The following is a 21,973-nucleotide window of genomic DNA, read 5'->3' as shown; positions in this document are numbered from 1 at the left end:
TGCGCTGAAATGACACACCAATGCTCCGTTTGCCAGGGTTGGTGTGTCAGTCAATGATGTCATTGCCGAGAAATTTACGCAGCCCATCCAGATCCTTAATTTCCAGTCCTTGCTTCGTGCGCGTTACCAGCCCGGCATCCGTCAGCGCTTTCACCGCCCGCCGATAGACCCGGTCGGTGGTGCCGAATCGCTCAGCTTCCTGGTATTTTTTATGAAAACCATCCATTGGCTGCTTGTCCTGATGCTGGCGATACAGGTCATACGCTACGTTATGTACGATAGGGTAGAGCATCCGGTGCAGGAAGATTTCCAGCATATCCTGATAATCAACGGCCATTGCGCTGGCGAAAAATATCGCCAGTCTGGGGTGCTGGTTCAGCGCTTCCTCCAGACGGTCACAGCTGCATACCGCCACGGTCAGCGGTTCTTCGGATACGATATCAAGCTGGCAACGATACCCGGTAAAAAACTCCATTTCGCCAAACAGTTGCTCATCACATTCCATTGCACCCAGTTGAAAACGGCGACCATTCTCCGCGCTATAACGCAGAGAAATTCTCCCTGACTGCACCATGATTAGTCGATCGACTACCTGTCCCTGGCGGTAAAGATAGTCATCTTCCTGGATAATCTGTGTTTCAGAGAGCAACTCCTGGAATATCTTCTCAATTAAGGCATCATCTTGCTGCCAGATATTGTGAAAACGACCTTTTGTGAGGGGCTTAAGCTGCATGGCTCAACGTCTTATTGTTTGAGATAATTCTTATCGCTGACTGTATGCCATCTGCTGCGCAATGTCATTAAGAGCGGGTTGCGGATAATAAAAGGGCCAGCATCATGCTGGCCTTGACACATTAAGGATGGCTGATAAAGCGAGACAATCGCTGGCGCAGCAGGCGGTTTTCCTGCCGCAGTTGAGCGTTATCTTCCAGCAATGTCAGCGCAACGGCAATTCCCGGCCAGTCAAGTTCCAGCTCCTGACGCAGGCGTATCGCGCGACGCATGACGGTCAGCGCATGATCGTCAAAAGTCTCGTCTTCATGAGGTTCTATCACCCCTAAGCCGACAATCTCATGTAGCTCTTCTTCTGACACACCGGTGTACAGACAAAACTCGGTAATGGTAAAGGTGACGGTGACGTTAGCCATTATGCTTTCCCCCACTCTTTGCGCGGATCAAAGGTCTTTTGTGCATCCGCCAACTGCTGCCACAGGGCGGCGCTGGCGTCGTCAGGTTTCGGCGGCATGACGATTTTGATCACCGCATACAAATCGCCGGTATGTTTTTTACTTACCAGACCTTTGCCCTTAATGCGTAACCGCTGCCCGGCCTGGCTGCCTGCAGGAATGGTCAGCAGAATGCTCTCTTTTAACGTCGGAACGGTTACTTTCGCGCCCAGCGCGGCTTCCCACGGCGCCAGGGGAACGACCACTTCCAGATCCTGGTTAACAATATCGAACAGCGGATGTGGCGCGATATGAATCACCAGCCACAAATCACCGTTTGGCCCGCCGTTTTCACCGGGGGTGCCCTGGCCTTTCAGACGAATACGCTGACCGTTACCGACGCCAGCCGGAATTTTCACATTCAAGGTTTTAGGAATTTCACGTTCGACCATGCCGAACGCATTGTAAACCGGCAGGGTGTAACTGATCGTGCGGCTATGCTCAGTAAGCGTTTCTTCGAGGAATACGGCGACTTCAATTTCAATATCGTGCCCGCGGCTGGCATGACGCTGGCGAGACTGTTGCGCATGCTGACCAAAAATGGAGGAGAAGATATCGTCGAAATCTTCGGCGTTATAGCGTTGATTCTCTCCTTGTTGGAATTGACGGTTGAACTGTGGGTCGTTGCGGTGCTGCCACAACTGGTCGTACTCGGCGCGTCGCTGTTCATCACTCAGGACTTCCCAGGCTTCAGCAACCTCTTTAAACCGGGCCTCCGCGTCAGTCTCTTTGCTGACATCAGGATGATATTTACGGGCGAGTCGACGATAGGCGGTCTTGATTGTCTTGAGATCGTCTGTCGGTTTCACGCCCATAATGGCGTAATAATCCTTTAATTCCATAGCGTTCTCTCGTGTAAATCAACACTTGCAGAAGGTGAACCCTGACAATAGGTATCACCGCTAAGTTTAGGGTAATCCTGATAACGGAGAATGCCAACCGGGAAGGGAGGATATTGCTATAAACGAAGCGGGCATTGCACCACCAACAGCGCTTTTTGACGTTATGGCGTCTGTTGTGTGGTGCGAATAGTGAGATTAGCTAAACATCAGGATTTAGTGATCAGGAAGCGGACCGTATCAGCATAGTTTTGTACGAACGCGTTAAGGTCATCAGATTTCAGTCCTTTCGGATTGATCATATATTTACCGTTGATAAAAAAGGCGGGCACACCGGTTAAATCTACAGCTTTAGCCATTTCTTGCTGTTTGGCGGTTAGTGATTTCACGGCAAAACTATTCCATGCGGCATCATAATCACTGGCACTGACGCCCGCGCTGATAAATACGTTACGAATATCGTCCGCCGATTTAATGGTTTGTTTTTTCTGCACGGCATCAAAAAGCAACGGTTTAACTTTATCTTGCACGTTCAACAGCATGGCGACGGACCAGGCGTGCGTCATGTCCTGCCCCAGAGGGCCTAAAAAGTCGACGTGGTATTCGGTGAGTTTGACGTCAGCAGGCAAAACTTTTTTCACGTTATCAGTGATTTCAAAAACTTCATCGTACTGATAGCAGGAAGGACAATAGAATGAGAAAAACTTCAGCGCTGCCGGGGCTGAAGCGACGGGTTTTTCCAGTGAGATAAACTCTTTGCCGTCGGTAAATGGTGCTGCCTGAGCGCTAACGGTAAAAAGTAACCCAATCAGGGGTAATAAATATTTTTTCATTTCCATATACTCTAAATAACATTCAATAAACAAATTTTCTGCGAATGAATACGCTCTTCATTGCGTCGGGCTATAATACGATAATCACCTAAAAATGCGCTGACCCTTACTTTCATTTACGCATCAATACGTAGCGGGACAGTATTTATGTACTGTTCTGCGAATATCCTTTGGTACTCTTCGTAAATAGTGAATGATCACTTCCGTGATATTTTCGTGATTATTTTGGCAATGTTATATTGTAATAAATAAAAACGAAAATATGATTAATTATCATTTAATTTATAAAACGTGAGCAGCAACGCGTTGCGCTATGTTCTGTCAACGCAGCCGTAAGATTTTCTTTTTCTTGTAGCGTTTGAATGAATAGGGTAAGTGTCAGTGATGAGCAACCAAAATGGATATCGCTATGATTGACCACCTGGATCATCTGGTATTGACCTCCAATAATGAAGAGGCATGCGTTCGTTTTTATGTCGAACTTTTAGGGATGAGGCTGGAAACCTTCGCGCAAGGGCGGAAAGCCTTCGTCTTTGGCAATCAGAAAATTAACCTCCACATTCGGGGAAAGGAGTTTGAACCCAAAGCTTACGCGCCAACGCCGGGGGCGCTGGATTTGTGTTTTATCACCACGCGTGCGCTGGAAGAGGTGATTGCCACGTTTCAAACGCACGGGGTCGATATTGTTGAGGGGCCGGTTGCACGAACCGGTGCGATGGGACCGATTCGCTCGGTTTATGTCAGAGATCCCGATCTCAATCTGATTGAAATCGCGGTATATCCTGCTGATGACAGGACATAACTTTACAGCGCAAAGGTTGCCAAAACCTGGTGAGTGGTTAAGATAACTCGCATCAATCAGTGAGGGTATAATGGCGAAACGTCAACGGATGGGATGGTGGTTCCTCTGTCTGGCATGTGTTGTGGTGATGGTTTGTACCGCACAACGCATGGCAGGCCTGCACGCGTTGCAGATGGACACCGTTGCCACAAGCGTGGTCGTAAGCGCACAAGCGCAGACCGATGAGGCCTCGTCCGTTACCCCTTGTGAACTGAGCGCGAAGTCATTACTGGCGGCGCCCCCGGTACTGTTCGAAGGCGCTATTCTGGTGCTGTGTCTGCTGCTGTCGCTGCTGGCGCCAGTGCGGGCGTTTCGTCTGCCTTTTTTCCCACCGCGAGCCATCTCGCCGCCCACGCTAAGGGTACATCTGCGATTTTGCGTCTTCCGTGAATGACAGAACAGCCGTTGCTGACTGTTAGATAATTATTCACGGAGAAAATATATGATGACTGTTTTCAGGCAGGCGCTGCTCTGTCTGTTATTGCTATGGCTGCCCGTATCCTGGGCGGCTGAACCCGGCTGGCTGCGTTCACCCGATAACGATCACGCCAGCGTGCGGTTACGCGCTGATACGTCCTCAGGCGGCGAAACTCGTCTGTTGCTGGATGTTAAACTGGAGGACGGCTGGAAAACCTACTGGCGTTCGCCGGGCGAGGGAGGCGTCGCGCCATCTATCGCCTGGCAAGGGGAAATGCCTGCGGTCGACTGGTTCTGGCCAACCCCTGCACGCTTTGAGGTCGCTAATATCACGACCCAGGGCTATCACGATAATGTGACGTTCCCGATGGTTGTGCGCGGCAGATCGCCCGCCACGCTTAGCGGTGTTTTGACGCTATCCACCTGTAGCAACGTTTGCTTGTTGACGGATTTTCCTTTTTCCGTGACCTCCACGACCCAGGACCCGACTTTTGCGCATGACTATGCGCAGGCAATGGGGCAGATCCCGCTTGCCAGCGGCCTGACCGATACTTTGCGCGCTGGCGCACGGGCCGGCGAGCTGGTCGTCGAGGCTCACCGCGCGGGAGGCTGGACTGCGCCTGGGCTGTATCTGGACGCCGTTGATGATGCTGATTTTGGCATGCCGCAAATTCACGTCGCAGGTGAGACGTTACGCGCCACGGTACCCGTTCATGACGGTTGGGGGGAAGGCGCGCCGGATTTACGCGGTAAGTCGGTCACGCTGGTGCTGGCAGATAACGGTGTTGCCCAGGAAAGTCGTCTTGCGATTGGCGAAGCCCCGGTTATTGAGAACGCCTCACTCCCATTGTGGCAGGTGGTGCTAATGGCGCTGCTGGGCGGTTTAATCCTCAACCTGATGCCCTGTGTGTTACCGGTTCTCGGCATGAAACTGGGCTCTATTTTGCTGGTTGAGGAAAAAAGCCGTCGCCAGATCCGCCGTCAGTTCCTCGCATCGGTAGCCGGGATCCTGGTCTCCTTTATGGCCCTGGCGCTATTGATGACAGTGCTACGTTTAACCAATCAGGCGCTGGGCTGGGGGATCCAGTTTCAGAACCCGTGGTTCATTGGCGTCATGGTCGTGGTGATGCTGACGTTTAGCGCCAGCCTGTTCGGGTGGTTTGAATTCCGCCTGCCTTCGGCGATGACCACCACGCTGGCGACTCGCGGTGGCAACGGCTTGTCGGGACATTTCTGGCAAGGCGCATTTGCGACCCTGCTCGCCACGCCGTGCAGCGCCCCGTTTCTGGGAACAGCGGTAGCGGTGGCATTGACCGCTTCGTTACCAACGTTGTGGGGACTGTTTATCGCACTTGGCCTGGGGATGAGCTTGCCGTGGCTGCTGGTGGCTCTGCGTCCCGGTCTGGCGCTGCGTTTGCCGCGTCCGGGACGCTGGATGAATAGTTTGCGGCGTCTTCTCGGTGTCATGATGCTGGGTTCGGCTATCTGGCTTGCGACGTTGCTGCTCCCACATTTAGGGCTGGCCGGACACGCTAGCGCTAAAGAGAGCGTGAACTGGCAACCGCTTAGCGAGCAGGCGATTGAGGATGCGCTGGCGCAACATAAGCGAGTGTTCATTGACGTCACTGCCGACTGGTGCATCACTTGTAAGGTCAACAAATACAACGTGTTGCATAAAGATGACGTACAGGCCGCTTTGCAACAGCCGGATGTAGTGGCGCTGCGCGGCGACTGGACGCTCCCTTCTGAAGCCATCACCGAATTTCTGAAAAAACGCGGCCAGGTTGCTGTGCCGTATAACCAAATTTATGGCCCCGGTCTGCCGGAAGGCCAGGCGTTACCAACGTTGTTAACCCGCGATGCGGTATTGCAAACGTTGACCGATGCCAAAGGAGTAACCCCATGAAAATAATGATTGTTCTGCTGTTAACCCTGTTTTCTGCCGTCAGCGTAGCGAAAGAGCCTGCACCGTTTACACCGGAACAGGAAAAGCAAATTGAAGCATTAATCCAGGAGGCCCTGTTTAACGATCCCAACAGCCCGCGGATTGGCGCTAAGCAGGCGAAACTGACCCTGATAAACTTCACCGATTACAACTGCCCGTACTGCAAGCAACTGGATCCCATGCTGGAAAAAATTGTGCAGAAATATCCTGACGTGGCGGTAGTGATTAAACCGCTGCCGTTTAAAGGGGAAAGTTCGGAACTGGCAGCGCGGACCGTGCTGACCACCTGGCTTGAGCATCCGCAGCAGTTTCTGGCGCTACATGAAAAACTGATGCAGAAAAAGGGTTACCATACCGATGTCAGTATCAAACAGGCGCAGGAAAAATCGGGAGCCAGTCCGGTGACGCTGGGTGCCCAAAGCGCTGAAACGCTAAGCACTAACCTGCAACTGGCGCGACTGGTGGGCGTGCAGGGCACCCCCGCAACGATTATTGGTGATGAGCTTATTCCCGGTGCGGTGCCGTGGGAAACCCTTGAGGAAGTGGTCAAAGAAAAGCTGGCGGCGGCCAATGCTCAGTAAACTGCGCCGCTGGCTGCGCGAAGGGCTGATCTTACTGGCGCTGTTGGCAGGGGCGATGCTGCTGATGGATGTCTGGCGCGCGCCGCAGCTCCCTGGCTCTTTTGACAGCACGCCTTTGCAAACGCTGGATGGTGAAACCGTCACGCTGGCGGCGCTCAGCAAAGACGAGCCGGTGCTGCTTTATTTCTGGGCGAGCTGGTGCGGCGTTTGCCGCTTCACAACGCCGGAAGTCGCCAGGCTGCGTTCGGAAGGGGAAAACGTGATGACCATTGCGTTACGCTCCGGCAGTGAAGCTGAGGTGTCTCGTTGGCTGTCGCGTAAAGGCGTGAACTTTCCGGTCATCAATGATGCGAACGGGGCAATCTCCCGCAGTTGGGCGATTAGCGTCACGCCCACGCTGGTGGTAGTGTCACAAGGTCGGGTGGTGTCAACAACCAGCGGCTGGACCAGCTACTGGGGCATGAAGCTTCGGCTGTGGTGGGCAAAAACGTTCTGATAATGTGCCGGGGAAACCCGGCATTTTTTATATTATTACCCGTAAGCGGGAAGACATATTTCGTTGCCTGGCGAAGCGAGCACCGCGATTAACGTCCAGAATGGGTCATCTTCTCTTTTTCAGGAAAGTGCAACATGACGAGTTCGTTAGCGTTTGGGCCCGCTCTGGTGATGATGATTGCCGCCACGTTTGTCCTCGCCGGGATGGTAAAAGGCGTCACTGGTATGGGATTGCCCACCGTGGCTATGGGGATCCTCGGATCGCTTATTTCGCCGGTTGCGGCGGCGGCCATGCTGCTGTTGCCTTCGCTGATTAGCAATCTGTTTCAGTTTGGCGGTGGCGGAAATACGCGTCAATTAGTCAAACGACTGTGGCCGATGTTATTGACGGTGGTGGTGGCGACATTGCTTGCCAGCGCCTGGATTACCGGCGGCGACACCACCCGTACCCAGTTTGCGCTCGGCGTGGCGCTGGTGGCTTACGCTATCTGGACGCTGGCCGGAAAGAAAATCGCAGTGGCTCCGCAGCATGAAAAACCGTACTCCCTCGTCATAGGATTTGTTACTGGCTTATTGACTGGCGGAACCGGTGTATTTGTGATGCCCGCCGTGCCCTGGATCCAGTCATTGGGTTTTGAGAAAGATGAACTGGTTCAGGCGCTCGGGATCTCTTTTACGTTTTCGACATTGGCTTTGGCGCTTGGTCTGTGGTGGCACAACGCGCTGCCCGTACAGTCGTTGAGCTTATCGGCTTTGGCCATTGTTCCTGCGCTGATTGGTCAGTGGTTAGGAACCCGTGTACGACGGGTTATTTCTCCGCTCGTGTTTAAACGCTGTTTTCTGTTTTGTTTGGTCGGGTTGGGTATTGAGATGATGCTGCGTGCGGTGTGACCTGTGCGGTGACTTTAGAACGCATTCATGGCATCGTTAATTCAGACATTCAGTGTCAAAGAGGTCGCTATGGCATCAGTGATGTTAAGTGAGGAAGAGGGCGCTCTGGAGTCACGAATGGCGCTCACCGCGGCGGCGATGGCCGATAAATCGCGCTCGCGAATGTTGTGCGCCCTGATGGATGGCCGCGCCTGGACCGCGACCGAACTCAGCGCAGTGGCGGATGTATCAGCGTCAACCGCCAGTGCGCATCTGGCGCGTCTGTGCGAACAACGTTTTGTTGTGGCGCTCGCGCAGGGCAGGCATCGTTATTTTCGCCTTGCAGGCTCCGATATCGCTGAACTGCTGGAGCGCCTGATGGGCGTGGCGTGGGCTACATCTACGCCACGAAAAATCACGACGCCGCCAGGCTTACGACATGCCCGAACCTGCTACGATCATCTCGCTGGCGAAGTGGCGGTGAGGTTGTTCGATACGCTGGTTTCCCGTCAGTGGTTAACGCCGGATGGTGAAACGCTGACCTCTCTTGGGCAGGAAAAACTGGCACAAATGGGGATTGTCCTGGCTGCGGGCGCATCGCGGCGGAAATTAACCTGCGGTTGTCTGGACTGGAGTGAACGACGTTACCATCCCGGCGGCGTGCTTGGCGCATCGCTGCTACGCTGGTTGATTGATAAACGATGGATAAAAACGGAGCTGAGTGGTCGCCGCGTCACCTTCACCCCGCTTGGCATTCGCAAATTAGAAACCGAGTTCGGTATTAAAACGACACCGTAGATGGTTCGTTTTGCGAAAGCGTTCCGGGAAATATGTCATATTTCTGTCACACTCTGTTGTGATTGATAACAACAAGAGGTCGTAGGGATGAATAAATCGTTAATCGCCGCAGCCGTGGCAGGGGCTGTATTAGTGTCAACCGCCGCGCAGGCGCAGACCGCGCCGGAAGGCTATCAGCTTCAGCAAGTATTGATGATGAGTCGGCATAACTTACGCGCACCTTTAGCCAATAATGGCAGTGTTCTTGAGCAGTCCACCCCCAAACAATGGCCAGAATGGGATGTCCCCGGCGGACAACTCACCACCAAAGGCGGCGTGCTGGAAATCTATATGGGCCACTATATGCGAGAGTGGCTGGCAGAGCAGGGGATGGTGAAATCGGGCGAATGTCCGGCGCCGGGTACGGTCTATACCTATGCTAACAGCCTGCAGCGTACCGTCGCGACGGCGCAGTTCTTTGTCACCGGTGCTTTCCCGGGTTGCGACGTCCCGGTCCATCATCAGGAAAAAATGGGCACCATGGATCCCACCTTTAACCCGGTGATCACCGATGATTCCGCCGCCTTCAGCCAGCAGGCGGTTCAGGCAATGGAGAAAGAGCGTAGCCAAATGCAGCTCAACGACAGCTATCAGTTGCTTGAGCAAATGACCGACTACAAAGACTCTCCGTCCTGCAAAGAAAAACAGCAGTGTTCCCTGACCGATGCCAAAGATACGTTTAGCGCGAAATATCAGCAGGAGCCTGGGGTTTCGGGGCCGCTGAAGGTCGGAAATTCGCTGGTTGATGCCTTCACGCTGCAATATTACGAAGGCTTCCCGATGGATAAGGTTGCCTGGGGCGAGATTAAATCCGATCAACAGTGGAAGGTTCTGTCGAAGCTGAAAAATGGCTATCAGGACAGCCTGTTCACCTCCCCGGAAGTGGCGCAGAACGTCGCCAAACCGCTGGTGAAGTATATTGATAATGCGCTGGTTACTGAACGCGTAAAAGCGCCAAAAATAACCGTGCTGGTGGGGCATGACTCAAACATCGCATCGCTGCTCACCGCGCTGGATTTCAAACCGTACCAGCTTCACGATCAGAACGAGCGTACGCCGATTGGCGGGAAGATTGTCTTCCAGCGCTGGCATGACAGCAACGCGAATCGTGATCTGATGAAAATCGAGTACGTGTATCAGAGCTCGCAGCAGTTGCGTAATGCAGACGTTCTGACCCTGAAATCCCCGGCGCAGCGTGTAACGCTGGAGCTGAAAGGGTGTCCGATAGATGCGGATGGCTTTTGCCCGATAGATAAGTTCGACAGCGTGTTGAATGAGGCGGCTAAGTAAAAGAAAAACTCCCCCGTGTTCGCGGGGGAGTCTGAGCGCTAGACGTTTTTGCGTTCGATAGTCTGTTCACCCCAAAAGAGCGAATCTTTGTCTGTTTTCTTAAAGGCTTTGATGAGCACCTCGTCGCTACCTTCTTCCCAAATTTTTTCCGCCAGTTTCTCGTCATAATGCGCGACTTCAAAAATGGCTTCGGCTATTTCCGGCGATGTATTGCGCAGACTTGCCCATTCGCCGACGCGATGGGCTTTCGCTTCTTGAGTTGGCATTCGAATCCTCCTGTTGAAGATTAGCCGTTGAGTTTTACTGCCAGACCTGCGACATATTCACCCTGATAGCGGGCGATAGATAATTCTTCCTGACTTGGCTGGCGTGAGCCGTCGCCTCCGGCGATGGTGGTTGCGCCGTAAGGGGTACCGCCGCGAACTTGAGAAACATCAAACAGCTCTTGCGCCGCGTAACCGATAGGCACAATCACCATCCCATGGTGGGCAAGCGTAGTCCAGGTTGATGTAATGGTTTGTTCCTGACCGCCGCCGGTTCCTGTCGAGCTGAATACGCTGGCGAGTTTGCCGTACAGGCCGCCTGAAGCCCACAGCCCGCCAGTCTGGTCGAGGAAGGTGCGCATCTGACCGGACATATTGCCAAAGCGTGTGGGGGTACCAAAAATAATGGCATCGTAATCTGCCAGTTCTTGCGGGGTTGCGACTGGTGCGTTTTGTGTTTTGCCGCCAGCTTTGAGGAAAATCTCCGGCTGCATGGTCTCTGGTACGCGCTTAATAATCACTTCCGCGCCATCAACCTTATTTGCGCCTTCTGCGACTGCATGGGCCATAGTTTCAATGTGTCCGTACATGGAATAATAAAGCACCAGAACTTTTGCCATTTTACACTACTCCTCGAGTTAACCGTGTCCGTAGCGACTCGCTACCTACCTTTAAAGATATGACGTACTGTCAGGAGTGCAAATTTCACAATCACTTCTTTGATTTATAACAATTTTTATAACAACTTCTCTTGTTGCAAAATGATACATATTTAACCGGGTGGAATTTGGTAGTCATAAGAAAGACTTATTGATTTCTCGCTGTGATTATTTCTCTATCACCGCCAATCCTGTTGCAGGATATTACAGTTAGCGGCTGCTCAGGCCACGCTTCACTATGCTTAATCCCACGCAGTTATTTTCAGGGTATCGCCCGTAACGCTGCGTGAGGTATCACTCCTCAGTACCTATGCAATATGATGTCTAATCAATGACGGAGGTCAGTAATGGCAAACCATCGAGGCGGTTCCGGCAACTTTGCGGAAGATCGCGAAAGAGCATCAGAAGCAGGTCGAAAAGGTGGCCAGCACAGCGGGGGCAATTTTAAGAATGACCCGCAACGCGCTTCAGAGGCAGGCAAAAAAGGGGGCAAAAATAGCCACGGCAACAACAAATCGTAATTGCCGGGCTAGCTGTCAGATATGCCGTGACGGCTGAGGATCAGAGTCAGACGTTACGTAGCCACCCACCGCCGCCGGTTTCTTCCGGCGGTTTTTTTTGTCTGCAAGGTTGAACTGTAACAAAACGCAACGCAGACTAACGACATTCAGTTAATCGGGTGTCTCATGTCATTACTTTCTCGTTATTCCTTCTCTGTTAAACCTCAGGAAGCGATCCTCATTGTGATCACTATGTTCTGGGGTGGCACGTTTTTGGCAGTGCAATATGCCGTTACCCTGAGCGGACCTTTTTTCTTTGTCGGCGTGCGTTTTGCCACCGCTGCGCTGGCGGTCGCGCTTTTGTCACTACGCTCATTGCATAAACTGACGTGGCTGGAAGTCAAAGCAGGCGTTGCGATCGGTATCGCAATTGCGTTGGGCTATAGTCTGCAAACCTGGGGGCTACAGTTTATTCCCAGCAGTAAATCGGCGTTTATTACCGCGATGTATGTGCCGTTGGTCCCGCTTTTACAATGGCTGTGTCTGGGGCGTATGCCCGGCCTGATGCCGTGTGTCGGCATTGTGCTGGCCTTTATCGGGTTGATTTTTCTCGCCGGACCGGGAGGCAATTTGCTGGCTTTAGGTGAAGGAGAGTGGATCACCCTCGCCGGCGCGGTGGCGATTGCGGCAGAAATTATCCTGATTAGCGCGTGGGCGGGAAAAGTGGATGTGCGGCGGGTAACGGTGGTACAACTGGCAACCGCTTCGATAGTGGCGTTTATTGCGATGGGACCGGCCGGAGAGACCGTACCACCGATGTCTACGGGATTGCTGGTGGTGGCGCTGGGATTGGGGATTTTCAGTGCGATTATTCAGGTCACCATGAACTGGGCACAGCGCAGCGTTTCGCCGACGCGCGCGACGGTCATTTATACCGGTGAGCCGGTGTGGGCGGGGATCTTTGGTCGCCTGGCGGGGGAACGCTTACCGCTACTGGCTTTGCTCGGCGCAGCATTCATTATTGTTGGCGTGCTGGTCAGCGAACTGAAGTTCAAAAAGAAAAAAGGGGTAGTGCAAGAGGCACCGCCGGAGTCGCTTTAATTTAACCATTCACCGCGTGATTTGGTATGCTGACGCCCTCACAAGAAGGAGAGGGCGCATGGTCCAACGCGCAGAGAAAAAAACAGGTAAGCGCTCGCAGGCCGTCAGTGCAAAACGCCAGGCCATATTAACCGCGGCATTAAATATCTTCTCCCAATATGGGATCCACGGCACGCGTCTCGAACAGGTCGCTGAGCAGGCGGGTGTGTCAAAAACGAATCTGCTTTATTACTACCCGTCAAAAGAGGTGCTCTATATTGCCGTTTTGCGGCAAATCCTCGACGTCTGGCTGGCTCCGTTGAAGGCTTTTCGCGAAGACTTTGCGCCGCTGGTGGCCATTAAAGAATACATTCGCCTTAAGCTGGAAGTGTCGCGCGATTACCCTCAGGCTTCACGACTGTTTTGTATGGAGATGCTGGCAGGTGCGCCTTTATTGATGGCTGAATTAACGGGCGATCTCAAAACGCTAATTGATGAGAAATCGGCGCTGATTGCCGGTTGGATCAAAAGTGGGAAACTGGCTCCGGTCGATCCGCATCATCTGATTTTTATGATTTGGGCTTCAACCCAGCACTACGCCGACTTTGCCCCACAGGTAGAGGCGGTAACGGGCGCAACGCTGCGTGATGAAGCCTTTTTTAACCAAACGGTGGAGAGCGTGCAGCGGATGATTATTGAAGGGATCCGCGTGCGTTAACTGGCTGGCGGTAACGGACAGCTTAAATCGCCCTCTTCGCACTGTAAGAGTGAGGCGAGAAACGCTTCACGCTCGTTGGTTTTATCCGTCAGACACTGGCTGGAAATCATCGCCTGGACGCTACCGCCTTCGGTGCCGGAACTGATTAACGCGCAGTCCGCATCGCGCAGGGTTATCCATGAGATTTGCGCTTTTTTCAGTAAATCGCGCTGGGTCGGGGCGGCGCGCTTAAGCGCATTCTGATAAGTGTCATTAAGTTTGGTGTCGGCCGCCTTAAACTGCTCTGCCGCACAGGTGTTCATCTCAATCTGAGTGTTCGCGTTGGCGCAGTCATCCGCCAGCGCCTGGCCGCTCAACAGCAGCGCTGCACATGTCAGTACGATTCGTTTCATGCTTCCCTCTGGATCCATAAAAAAAGGCCCCGTTACCGGAGCCTTAATTAACCACAACCTTAGCCGATTGTCATCAGGCTGGCGTTCCCCCCGGCAGCGGCGGTATTGACGCTCAAGGAGCGTTCAATGTACAGCCTCTCCAGCAGAATATTGCTTTCGCCACGGGCAAAGCCCTGGACTGATACAATCGCCCCTTCGTGGGCAGCTACCGCTTCGCACAGTGAACGCAGTTGATCGGAATCGCCGTGGAAAATAACGGCATCAAACGGCTGCGTGGTGATGTTGTCCGCTTTGGCAAACTGGATGCGCCCGGAGACGGCGGCTGGCAGACGTTTTGCCAGTTCACGATGGAACGCATCATCTGGCCACAGGATTAAGCTACCAACGGAAGCCACGGCGGCAATCTGTACCAGCGCGTCCTGTTCATCATCGGCGATACACAGTACGCGTTCACGCGGCAACAGCGTCCAGGTATTGCGCTCGCCAGTGGGTCCTGGCAGCAGACGCTGGGTACCAGCCTGCGCCAGTTCGCCAAACTGCTGGCAGAGCGCATGCAGCGAGGGTCGATCGGTTGCCCATTCGCTGAGCGCTTCCAGCGGCTGAACGAGTGCAGCTTTAAGCTGCGCATCGACCGGGTAGTCGGCATCCTGACGGGCCAGCGTAATGCCTAACGCATTTTCTGGGCGGTTAGCCAGCAGGCGATACAGATACAGCGGTCCACCTGCTTTTGGCCCGGTACCAGACAAGCCTTCGCCACCGAATGGCTGCACGCCGACGACGGCGCCGACCATATTGCGGTTAACGTACAGGTTCCCCACGTGTGCCGATCCTGTGACTTGGGCGATGGTTTCATCGATACGGGTGTGTACGCCCAGCGTCAGGCCGTAGCCGGAGGCATTAATTTGCTCAATCAGGTTGCCCAGATTGTTACGGGTGTAGCGCACGACGTGCAGTACCGGACCAAACACCTCTTTTTGTAATTCGTCGAAGCTTTCCAGCTCGATCAGCGTCGGAGCAATAAAGGTACCGGTTTGCCATTCACGCGCATCGTCGCTGTTTTCGCGCACGGCCTGAAACACCGGGCGTCCTTTGGCGCGCATGGCCTGAATATGGCGTTCAATATTGGTTTTGGCTTCTTCATCAATTACCGGCCCAATATCGGTGGTCAGGCGACCTGGATTACCCATGCGACATTCCGCCATCGCGCCGCGCAGCATTTTCAGCGTATGGTCGGCTACATCGTCCTGCAGACACAGGACGCGCAGCGCGGAGCAGCGCTGTCCGGCGCTGTCAAACGCAGAAGCCAGAACGTCGACCACGACCTGTTCCGTCAACGCGGAGGAGTCGACAATCATTGCGTTCATCCCACCGGTTTCGGCGATAAGCGGGATTGGACGCCCCTGAGCATCAAGGCGGGTGGCAATATTGCGTTGCAACAGCGTGGCGACTTCCGTTGAGCCGGTAAACATGACGCCGCGTACGCGCTCATCGGAAGTGAGCTGAGCCCCGACGGTTTCACCCTGACCAGGCAACAGTTGCACCACGCCCGGCGGTACACCCGCTTCGAGCAAAATAGCGATGCCCTGGGCGGCAATTAACGGGGTTTGTTCCGCCGGTTTCGCCAGCACGCTGTTACCCGCCGCCAGCGCGGCGGCAATCTGCCCGGTGAAAATGGCCAGCGGGAAGTTCCATGGGCTGATACAAACCACGGGTCCTAACGGTCGATGGGTTTCATTATCGAAATCATCGCGAACCTGACCGGCATAATAATGCAGGAAGTCTACCGCTTCGCGCACTTCCGCAATGGCGTTGCTGAAGGTTTTACCCGCTTCGCGTACCAGGATGCCAATCAGCTGCTGCATCTGACCTTCCATCAGAACGGCGGCACGATGCAAAATGGCGGCGCGCTCTTGTGGCGGTGTGGCGAACCAGATCGGCGCGTTATTCGCTGCGTTCTGTAACGCCTGTTCTACTTCAGCGTGAGTCGCCTCACGCACGTAACCGACAATGTCTTTCGGCTCGGCCGGGTTAACGACTGGCGTCATTTCTCCGTCAGCAACCGGGTGCTCCAGAATGGGTTTAGCGTGCCATTTTTGTAGCGCGCTGTTGAGCAGGGCAGAGGACAGCGAGGCCAGACGATGTTCGTTAGCTAAATCCAGCCCGCCTGAGTTTTCGCGGCCTTTACCGTACAGGTCACGCGGCAGGGCAATTTTCGGATGCGGCAGACCGGCCTGACCTTCTTGCTGCGCCAGTTTTTCAACAGCCTCGACTGGATCGGCAACCAGTTCATCCAGCGGCAGGGTCGTGTCGGCAATGCGGTTGACGAACGAGGTGTTGGCGCCGTTTTCCAGCAGACGACGCACCAGGTACGCCAGCAGCGTTTCGTGCGTGCCGACCGGTGCATAAATGCGGCATGGACGATTCAGTTTGCCATCCGCAACTTTGCCGGTGACCTGCTCATACAGCGGTTCGCCCATACCGTGCAGGCACTGGAACTCGTACTGACCCGGATAGTAGTTTTGACCGGCTAACTGATAAATCGCCGCCAGCGTATGGGCGTTGTGGGTGGCGAACTGCGGGTAGATCAGATTCGGTACGGCAAGCAGTTTTTTCGCACAGGCCAGGTAAGAAACGTCGGTGTACACCTTACGGGTGTAGACCGGATAACCTTCCAGACCGTCCATCTGGGCACGTTTAATTTCGCTATCCCAGTAGGCGCCCTTAACCAGACGGATCATCAGGCGGCGGCGGCTGCGCGTGGCGAGGTCAATCAGATAGTCGATAACATACGGGCAGCGCTTCTGGTAGGCCTGGATAACAAAACCGATCCCGTTCCAGCCTGCCAGTTCGGGTTCAAAGCACAGTTTTTCCAGCAGATCGAGGGAGATCTCCAGTCGGTCAGCCTCTTCGGCGTCGATATTAATGCCGATGTCGTACTGACGTGCCAGCAGAGTAAGCGATTTCAGACGAGGATAGAGTTCATCCATTACGCGATCATACTGCGCACGGCTGTAACGCGGATGCAGTGCCGACAGCTTGATAGAAATGCCAGGCCCTTCGTAGATACCGCGCCCGTTAGAGGCCTTACCAATGGCATGGATCGCCTGCTGGTACGAAACCATATAAGCCTGTGCATCGGCGGCGGTCAGGGCCGCTTCGCCCAGCATGTCATAGGAGTAACGGAAGCCTTTTTCTTCCAGTTTACGCGCGTTAGCCAGCGCTTCAGCGATGGTCTCCCCGGTGACAAACTGCTCGCCCATCAAGCGCATGGCCATGTCGACGCCTTTACGCACCAGCGGCTCACCGCTCTTGCCGATAATACGGTTGAGTGAGCGTGAGAGGCTGGCTTCGTTATGCGTAGAAACCAGACGACCGGTAAACAACAGCCCCCAGGTCGCCGCGTTGACGAACAGGGATGGGCTGCGGCCAATGTGCGACTGCCAGTTACCGTTGCTGATCTTGTCGCGGATTAACGCATCGCGGGTCGCTTTATCTGGAATACGCAGCAAGGCTTCGGCCAGACACATCAGCGCGACGCCTTCCTGTGAAGAAAGGGAGAATTCCTGCAATAAACCTTGTACCATCCCGGCGCGACCGCTAGCGGTCTTCTGGTTACGTAGTTTGTCTGCCAGATCGTATGCCAGCTTATGCGCCTGCTCGGCGATAGGCTGCGGCAGACGAGCCTGCTCCATCAGCATCGGTACGGCGTCAGTTTCGGCGCGGCGGTAAGCGGCGGTGATTGCCGCGCGGGAAACTGACTGCGGCAGGATCTGTTCAGCAAATTCCAGGAAAGGCTGATGCGCTTCATTTTGCAGCGTGGTCGACTCATCGCCCTCATTCGCAGCACCCGCCAGCAGGGCCGGTAGTTCAGGAAGCGCGTCGTCATTTTCCAGTCTTTCGAGATAATTAAAAATGGCTTGTTTGATCAGCCAATGTGGCGTGCGATCGATTCGTGATGCTGCTGTTTTAATACGCTCGCGAGTGGCGTCATCCAGCTTAACCCCCATCGTGGTGGTTCCCATGCCGTTTACTCCTGTTGTACTGAAATACGGGTCTGATAGTTACCGAGAAATATCCACTATGTTGCAACTTTGTGCAACCGTGTTAAATGTGACTTGGTTTGCAAGCTTGGAAATGAATGAAATGTTAATAAACATGTGTGTTTTGACGGGGGCTATAAAAGTTGCCGAATCTTTTTCTCTGCGGTAGTTAACACTTTTAAAAGGTGCAACCGAAAAAAGTGTGAGAGAGTGCAACCTACAGAAAAATGCTATCTACTCTGGATCAAATTTGATGTAAATGGTGTGTTAAATCGATTGTGAATGACCATCGCTTCCGGCAGGATACGGTCGCCCTGGTAAACATAGATATCTTTGCCACGTTCCGGCAGGGTAATAAAACGGCAAGCCACGGCATTGCTGATACATAATTTTGGAGAGTTTTGATGGCTATTAGCACACCGATGTTAGTGACATTCTGTGTCTATATTTTCGGCATGATATTGATAGGGTTTATTGCATGGCGTTCAACCAAAAACTTTGACGATTACATTCTTGGTGGACGCAGTCTGGGTCCATTCGTGACCGCGTTATCCGCCGGGGCATCTGACATGAGCGGCTGGTTGCTGATGGGGCTGCCTGGCGCGATTTTCCTGTCGGGGATTTCAGAAAGTTGGATTGCTATTGGCCTTATTTTGGGTGCGTGGATCAACTGGAAACTGGTGGCCGGACGTTTACGCGTGCATACCGAATACAATAACAATGCGCTGACGTTACCGGATTACTTTACCGGTCGCTTTGAAGATAAAAGCCGTATTCTGCGTATTATCTCCGCGCTGGTTATTCTGCTGTTTTTCACCATCTACTGTGCTTCCGGTATTGTGGCAGGGGCGCGTCTGTTTGAAAGCACCTTTGGCATGAGTTACGAAACAGCGCTGTGGGCAGGGGCGGCCGCGACGATTATTTATACCTTTATCGGTGGTTTCCTGGCGGTAAGCTGGACCGATACCGTCCAGGCCAGCCTGATGATCTTCGCCCTGATCCTGACGCCGGTGATGGTAGTCATTGGCGTGGGTGGGTTTGACGATTCGCTGGAAGTGATTAAACAAAAGAGCATTGAGAACGTGGACATGTTCAAAGGGCTGAATTTTGTTGCCATTATTTCCCTGATGGGCTGGGGTCTAGGCTATTTCGGTCAGCCGCATATTCTGGCGCGCTTTATGGCGGCTGATTCTCACCATAGCATTGTTCATGCTCGCCGCATCAGTATGACCTGGATGATCCTGTGTCTGGCAGGTGCAGTTGCCGTTGGCTTCTTTGGTATCGCTTACTTTAACAACAACCCACAGCTTGCCGGTGCCGTTAACCAGAACGCCGAACGCGTGTTTATTGAACTGGCGCAAATCCTGTTCAACCCGTGGATTGCCGGTATTCTACTGTCTGCGATCCTCGCTGCGGTGATGTCGACCCTGAGCTGCCAGCTGCTGGTGTGTTCCAGCGCAATCACCGAAGACTTGTATAAAGCGTTCCTGCGTAAAAATGCCAGCCAGAAAGAGCTGGTATGGATTGGCCGCATCATGGTGCTGGTTGTGGCGCTGGTGTCTATCGCGCTGGCGGCGAACCCGGAGAACCGTGTGCTTGGTCTGGTAAGCTACGCCTGGGCCGGCTTTGGCGCGGCGTTTGGTCCGGTGGTTCTGTTCTCCGTAATGTGGTCGCGTATGACGCGTAACGGCGCGCTGGCCGGGATGCTCATCGGTGCGGTGACGGTAATCGTCTGGAAGCAGTTTGCCTGGTTGGGTCTGTATGAAATCATCCCGGGCTTTATTTTCGGCAGCATCGGTATTGTGGTCTTCAGCCTGTTGGGTAAAGCGCCTTCAGCCGCTATGCAGCAACGTTTTGCCGAGGCTGATGCGCATTATCACACAGCTCCGCCATCGCGTTTACAGGCAGAGTAATCCGCCTCGCTCCATAAGCCCGCCGCGTGCGGGCTTTTTTATTTGTCCCCGCTGCAAAACCGCCCTAATCGTTACCCGCCTAACTGTTTACATTAAGTCATCATTCTCAAAACATTCTGCTTGAGTTTTTCTTTACTGTAATGATAATCACTATCACTGTAATTTACTTTTCTTTTCATAAATTGACTGAGAATAACGTTTAAGGGTTCTTCGCATGTTTGTTCCATTTCTTATTATGTTGCGCGAAGGGTTAGAGGCCGCGCTGATAGTCAGCCTGATTGCCAGCTACCTGAAACGGACTCAGCGTGGTCGATGGATTGGTGTGATGTGGATTGGTGTTCTGCTGGCGGCGGTGTTATGCCTGGCGTTAGGCGTTTTCATCAATGAAACCACCGGTGAATTTCCGCAAAAGGAACAGGAGCTGTTTGAAGGTATCGTGGCGGTCATTGCCGTGGTGATCCTCACCTGGATGGTGTTCTGGATGCGTAAAGTTTCGCGCAACGTCAAAGTCCAGCTTGAACAGGCTGTCGATAACGCGTTGCAACGCGGCAATCATCACGGCTGGGCGCTGGTGATGATGGTCTTTTTTGCCGTTGCCCGTGAAGGGCTGGAATCGGTGTTCTTCCTGCTGGCGGCATTCCAGCAGGATGTAGGCATTTGGCCACCGTTAGGTGCGATGCTGGGGCTGGCCACCGCGGTGGTACTGGGTTATCTGATTTACCTCGGCGGCATTCGCCTCAACCTCGGGGCATTCTTCAAATGGACCAGCCTGTTCATTTTGCTGGTGGCCGCTGGTCTTGCCGCTGGGGCCATCCGCGCGTTCCACGAAGCCGGGTTATGGAATCATTTTCAGGATGTGGCGTTTGACATGAGCAGCGTGCTTTCAACGCATTCGCTGTTTGGCACATTGATGGAAGGTATTTTCGGCTATCAGGAAGCGCCGAGCGTCAGTGAAGTCGCCGTTTGGTTTATCTACCTGATTCCGGCATTGATTATGTTTGCACTGCCGCCGCGTTCAGGCACTACGGCATCGCGTACCGCACCCTGATAAAAACGCGATGCAGAACACTCCTTAGTTACAACATACTTATTTATAGGGATAGGTTATGACGTTTAATTTTCGCCGTAGTGCGCTGCAGTTGGGTATTGCCGCGCTGTTTGCCTCCGCTTTTTCTGCACAAGCCGCCGATATTCCGCAGGTGAAAGTCACGGTTAACGACAAACAGTGTGAGCCGATGACGATCACGGTTAACGCTGGGAAAACGCAGTTCATCATCCAGAACCACAGCCAGAAAGCGCTGGAGTGGGAGATCCTTAAAGGGGTTATGGTGGTTGAAGAACGTGAAAACATTGCGCCGGGCTTTAGCCAGAAAATGACAGCTAACCTGCAGCCAGGTGAATATGATATGACCTGCGGTCTGTTGACCAACCCGAAAGGCAAACTCATTGTAAAAGGTAGCGCAACGGCGGATGCCGCGCAGGGCGATGCTCTGCTGAGCCTAAGTGGCGCGATTACTGAATACAAAGCCTATGTGACAGCCGAAACTGCACAACTGGTTGCGGGCACCAAAGCATTCACCGATGCGATTAAAGCTGGCGATCTGGAAAAAGCGAAATCGCTGTATGCGCCAACCCGTCAGCATTATGAGCGTATTGAACCGATTGCTGAACTGTTCTCCGATCTCGACGGCAGCATCGATGCGCGTGAAGATGATTATGAGCAAAAAGCCGCCGATCCTAAATTCACCGGCTTCCACCGCCTGGAGAAAGCGTTGTTCGGCGACAACACCACCAAAGGAATGGACAAGTATGCCGACCAATTAAACAGCGATGTTCTTGACCTGCAAACGCGTATTAGCGAACTGGCCTTCCCACCGTCAAAAGTGGTTGGCGGGGCAGCAGGACTGATTGAAGAAGTCGCTGCCAGCAAAATCAGCGGAGAAGAGGATCGCTACAGCCATACCGATCTGTGGGATTTCCAGGCCAATATCGATGGCGCGCAGAAAATCGTCGATCTCCTGCGCCCTCAGTTACAAAAATCCAATGCTGAGCTGTTGGCGAAGGTGGATGCGAACTTCAAAAAAGTCGATACCATTCTGAGCAAGTACCGTACCAAAGACGGTTTTGAAACCTATGACAAACTGACCGACGCCGATCGCAATGCGCTGAAAGGGCCTATCACGACGCTGGCGGAAGACTTGTCGCAATTACGCGGTGTTCTGGGTCTGGATTAA

Annotated in this window: 22 protein-coding genes; 14 read left to right on the top strand and 8 right to left on the bottom strand. The window is 53.4% G+C overall.

Going from position 1 to position 21,973, the window contains the following annotated elements; all coding sequences use genetic code 11:
- Positions 1-46: 46 nt before the first annotated feature.
- From HV237_RS15220 to dsbA, 4 genes are all read right to left on the bottom strand, one after another.
- Positions 47-733: a Crp/Fnr family transcriptional regulator gene (locus HV237_RS15220; protein WP_047359357.1), complete on the bottom strand. Its 687-nt coding sequence runs from the start codon at positions 731-733 to the stop codon at positions 47-49.
- Between the two features lie 121 nt (positions 734-854).
- The gene (cbpM, locus tag HV237_RS15215; RefSeq protein ID WP_047359356.1) at positions 855-1,148 is read right to left on the bottom strand and encodes a chaperone modulator CbpM; all 294 of its coding nucleotides are present in this window, start codon (positions 1,146-1,148) and stop codon (positions 855-857) included.
- Positions 1,148-2,068, bottom strand: a complete 921-nt coding sequence (cbpA, locus tag HV237_RS15210; RefSeq protein WP_016152571.1) for a curved DNA-binding protein — start codon at positions 2,066-2,068, stop codon at positions 1,148-1,150. Before cbpA ends, cbpM begins: the two co-directional genes overlap by 1 nt.
- Positions 2,069-2,274: 206 nt before the next feature.
- The gene (dsbA, locus tag HV237_RS15205; protein ID WP_047359508.1) at positions 2,275-2,898 is read right to left on the bottom strand and encodes a thiol:disulfide interchange protein DsbA; all 624 of its coding nucleotides are present in this window, start codon (positions 2,896-2,898) and stop codon (positions 2,275-2,277) included.
- A 397-nt stretch (positions 2,899-3,295) separates the two neighbouring features.
- Between dsbA and HV237_RS15200 the strand changes: the two genes are divergently transcribed.
- The 8 genes from HV237_RS15200 to agp all read left to right on the top strand — a co-directional run bounded on the left by HV237_RS15200 (position 3,296) and on the right by agp (position 10,174).
- Complete coding sequence (locus HV237_RS15200) at positions 3,296-3,700, top strand: VOC family protein (RefSeq protein WP_016156158.1); 405 nt, start codon at positions 3,296-3,298, stop codon at positions 3,698-3,700.
- A gap of 70 nt (positions 3,701-3,770) precedes the next feature.
- Positions 3,771-4,133: a hypothetical protein gene (locus HV237_RS15195; RefSeq protein ID WP_016152574.1), complete on the top strand. Its 363-nt coding sequence runs from the start codon at positions 3,771-3,773 to the stop codon at positions 4,131-4,133.
- Between the two features lie 48 nt (positions 4,134-4,181).
- Positions 4,182-6,062: a protein-disulfide reductase DsbD domain-containing protein gene (locus HV237_RS15190; RefSeq protein WP_047359355.1), complete on the top strand. Its 1,881-nt coding sequence runs from the start codon at positions 4,182-4,184 to the stop codon at positions 6,060-6,062.
- Positions 6,059-6,682, top strand: coding sequence for a DsbA family protein (locus HV237_RS15185; protein WP_016152576.1), 624 nt, complete (start codon positions 6,059-6,061; stop codon positions 6,680-6,682). Before HV237_RS15190 ends, HV237_RS15185 begins: the two co-directional genes overlap by 4 nt.
- Positions 6,672-7,178: a protein disulfide oxidoreductase gene (locus HV237_RS15180; RefSeq protein WP_047359354.1), complete on the top strand. Its 507-nt coding sequence runs from the start codon at positions 6,672-6,674 to the stop codon at positions 7,176-7,178. The genes HV237_RS15185 and HV237_RS15180 overlap by 11 nt, the downstream gene beginning before the upstream one ends.
- A gap of 134 nt (positions 7,179-7,312) precedes the next feature.
- Positions 7,313-8,068: a sulfite exporter TauE/SafE family protein gene (locus tag HV237_RS15175; RefSeq protein ID WP_016156161.1), complete on the top strand. Its 756-nt coding sequence runs from the start codon at positions 7,313-7,315 to the stop codon at positions 8,066-8,068.
- A gap of 69 nt (positions 8,069-8,137) precedes the next feature.
- Positions 8,138-8,845: a winged helix-turn-helix domain-containing protein gene (locus tag HV237_RS15170; RefSeq protein WP_047359352.1), complete on the top strand. Its 708-nt coding sequence runs from the start codon at positions 8,138-8,140 to the stop codon at positions 8,843-8,845.
- Positions 8,846-8,932: 87 nt separating this feature from the next.
- Complete coding sequence (agp, locus tag HV237_RS15165) at positions 8,933-10,174, top strand: bifunctional glucose-1-phosphatase/inositol phosphatase (RefSeq protein ID WP_115190720.1); 1,242 nt, start codon at positions 8,933-8,935, stop codon at positions 10,172-10,174.
- 38 nt (positions 10,175-10,212) lie between these two features.
- On the opposite strand, the gene HV237_RS15160 is transcribed toward agp, so the two are convergent.
- Positions 10,213-10,440 carry a YccJ family protein gene (locus HV237_RS15160; protein ID WP_016152581.1) on the bottom strand — a complete coding sequence of 76 codons (228 nt, stop codon included), beginning with the start codon at positions 10,438-10,440 and terminating at the stop codon, positions 10,213-10,215.
- 20 nt (positions 10,441-10,460) lie between these two features.
- Positions 10,461-11,057, bottom strand: a complete 597-nt coding sequence (gene wrbA / locus HV237_RS15155; RefSeq protein WP_003832057.1) for an NAD(P)H:quinone oxidoreductase — start codon at positions 11,055-11,057, stop codon at positions 10,461-10,463.
- Between the two features lie 386 nt (positions 11,058-11,443).
- On the opposite strand from wrbA, the gene HV237_RS15150 reads away from it, so the two are divergent.
- The 3 genes from HV237_RS15150 to rutR all read left to right on the top strand — a co-directional run bounded on the left by HV237_RS15150 (position 11,444) and on the right by rutR (position 13,394).
- A complete protein-coding gene (locus tag HV237_RS15150; RefSeq protein WP_003036022.1) occupies positions 11,444-11,617 on the top strand; it encodes a general stress protein in 174 nt (57 codons plus the stop codon).
- A gap of 165 nt (positions 11,618-11,782) precedes the next feature.
- The gene (locus tag HV237_RS15145; RefSeq protein WP_047359350.1) at positions 11,783-12,697 is read left to right on the top strand and encodes a DMT family transporter; all 915 of its coding nucleotides are present in this window, start codon (positions 11,783-11,785) and stop codon (positions 12,695-12,697) included.
- 58 nt (positions 12,698-12,755) lie between these two features.
- Positions 12,756-13,394, top strand: a complete 639-nt coding sequence (gene rutR / locus HV237_RS15140) for an HTH-type transcriptional regulator RutR (protein ID WP_016152583.1) — start codon at positions 12,756-12,758, stop codon at positions 13,392-13,394.
- Here the strand turns inward: rutR and HV237_RS15135 are convergent.
- The gene (locus tag HV237_RS15135) at positions 13,391-13,786 is read right to left on the bottom strand and encodes a lysozyme inhibitor LprI family protein (protein ID WP_016152584.1); all 396 of its coding nucleotides are present in this window, start codon (positions 13,784-13,786) and stop codon (positions 13,391-13,393) included. The two genes, rutR and HV237_RS15135, sit on opposite strands and share 4 nt — an antisense overlap.
- A gap of 59 nt (positions 13,787-13,845) precedes the next feature.
- On the bottom strand, positions 13,846-17,808 hold the full coding sequence (gene putA, locus HV237_RS15130; protein ID WP_047359349.1) for a trifunctional transcriptional regulator/proline dehydrogenase/L-glutamate gamma-semialdehyde dehydrogenase: 3,963 nt from the start codon (positions 17,806-17,808) through the stop codon (positions 13,846-13,848).
- 422 nt (positions 17,809-18,230) lie between these two features.
- Between putA and putP the strand changes: the two genes are divergently transcribed.
- From putP to efeO, 3 genes are all read left to right on the top strand, one after another.
- Positions 18,231-19,739 carry a sodium/proline symporter PutP gene (gene putP, locus HV237_RS15125; RefSeq protein WP_016152586.1) on the top strand — a complete coding sequence of 503 codons (1,509 nt, stop codon included), beginning with the start codon at positions 18,231-18,233 and terminating at the stop codon, positions 19,737-19,739.
- 214 nt (positions 19,740-19,953) lie between these two features.
- Positions 19,954-20,787, top strand: coding sequence for an iron uptake transporter permease EfeU (efeU, locus tag HV237_RS15120; protein WP_047359348.1), 834 nt, complete (start codon positions 19,954-19,956; stop codon positions 20,785-20,787).
- 58 nt (positions 20,788-20,845) lie between these two features.
- Positions 20,846-21,973 carry an iron uptake system protein EfeO gene (gene efeO / locus HV237_RS15115; RefSeq protein WP_016152589.1) on the top strand — a complete coding sequence of 376 codons (1,128 nt, stop codon included), beginning with the start codon at positions 20,846-20,848 and terminating at the stop codon, positions 21,971-21,973.

It is taken from the genome of Citrobacter sp. RHBSTW-00570 (genome assembly GCF_013739755.1).
Classification (GTDB): domain Bacteria; phylum Pseudomonadota; class Gammaproteobacteria; order Enterobacterales; family Enterobacteriaceae; genus Citrobacter; species Citrobacter braakii.
The sequence above is the reverse complement of the archived record's forward strand: the minus strand, read 5'-3'. Positions and strand labels throughout refer to the sequence as shown.

Coding starts and splice junctions, on each gene's coding strand:
- HV237_RS15220 (WP_047359357.1), bottom strand. CDS start 733: ATGCAGCTTAAGCCCCTCACAAAAGGTCGTTTTCACAATATCTGGCAG.
- cbpM (WP_047359356.1), bottom strand. CDS start 1,148: ATGGCTAACGTCACCGTCACCTTTACCATTACCGAGTTTTGTCTGTAC.
- cbpA (WP_016152571.1), bottom strand. CDS start 2,068: ATGGAATTAAAGGATTATTACGCCATTATGGGCGTGAAACCGACAGAC.
- dsbA (WP_047359508.1), bottom strand. CDS start 2,898: ATGAAAAAATATTTATTACCCCTGATTGGGTTACTTTTTACCGTTAGC.
- HV237_RS15200 (WP_016156158.1), top strand. CDS start 3,296: ATGGATATCGCTATGATTGACCACCTGGATCATCTGGTATTGACCTCC.
- HV237_RS15195 (WP_016152574.1), top strand. CDS start 3,771: ATGGCGAAACGTCAACGGATGGGATGGTGGTTCCTCTGTCTGGCATGT.
- HV237_RS15190 (WP_047359355.1), top strand. CDS start 4,182: ATGATGACTGTTTTCAGGCAGGCGCTGCTCTGTCTGTTATTGCTATGG.
- HV237_RS15185 (WP_016152576.1), top strand. CDS start 6,059: ATGAAAATAATGATTGTTCTGCTGTTAACCCTGTTTTCTGCCGTCAGC.
- HV237_RS15180 (WP_047359354.1), top strand. CDS start 6,672: ATGCTCAGTAAACTGCGCCGCTGGCTGCGCGAAGGGCTGATCTTACTG.
- HV237_RS15175 (WP_016156161.1), top strand. CDS start 7,313: ATGACGAGTTCGTTAGCGTTTGGGCCCGCTCTGGTGATGATGATTGCC.
- HV237_RS15170 (WP_047359352.1), top strand. CDS start 8,138: ATGGCATCAGTGATGTTAAGTGAGGAAGAGGGCGCTCTGGAGTCACGA.
- agp (WP_115190720.1), top strand. CDS start 8,933: ATGAATAAATCGTTAATCGCCGCAGCCGTGGCAGGGGCTGTATTAGTG.
- HV237_RS15160 (WP_016152581.1), bottom strand. CDS start 10,440: ATGCCAACTCAAGAAGCGAAAGCCCATCGCGTCGGCGAATGGGCAAGT.
- wrbA (WP_003832057.1), bottom strand. CDS start 11,057: ATGGCAAAAGTTCTGGTGCTTTATTATTCCATGTACGGACACATTGAA.
- HV237_RS15150 (WP_003036022.1), top strand. CDS start 11,444: ATGGCAAACCATCGAGGCGGTTCCGGCAACTTTGCGGAAGATCGCGAA.
- HV237_RS15145 (WP_047359350.1), top strand. CDS start 11,783: ATGTCATTACTTTCTCGTTATTCCTTCTCTGTTAAACCTCAGGAAGCG.
- rutR (WP_016152583.1), top strand. CDS start 12,756: ATGGTCCAACGCGCAGAGAAAAAAACAGGTAAGCGCTCGCAGGCCGTC.
- HV237_RS15135 (WP_016152584.1), bottom strand. CDS start 13,786: ATGAAACGAATCGTACTGACATGTGCAGCGCTGCTGTTGAGCGGCCAG.
- putA (WP_047359349.1), bottom strand. CDS start 17,808: ATGGGAACCACCACGATGGGGGTTAAGCTGGATGACGCCACTCGCGAG.
- putP (WP_016152586.1), top strand. CDS start 18,231: ATGGCTATTAGCACACCGATGTTAGTGACATTCTGTGTCTATATTTTC.
- efeU (WP_047359348.1), top strand. CDS start 19,954: ATGTTTGTTCCATTTCTTATTATGTTGCGCGAAGGGTTAGAGGCCGCG.
- efeO (WP_016152589.1), top strand. CDS start 20,846: ATGACGTTTAATTTTCGCCGTAGTGCGCTGCAGTTGGGTATTGCCGCG.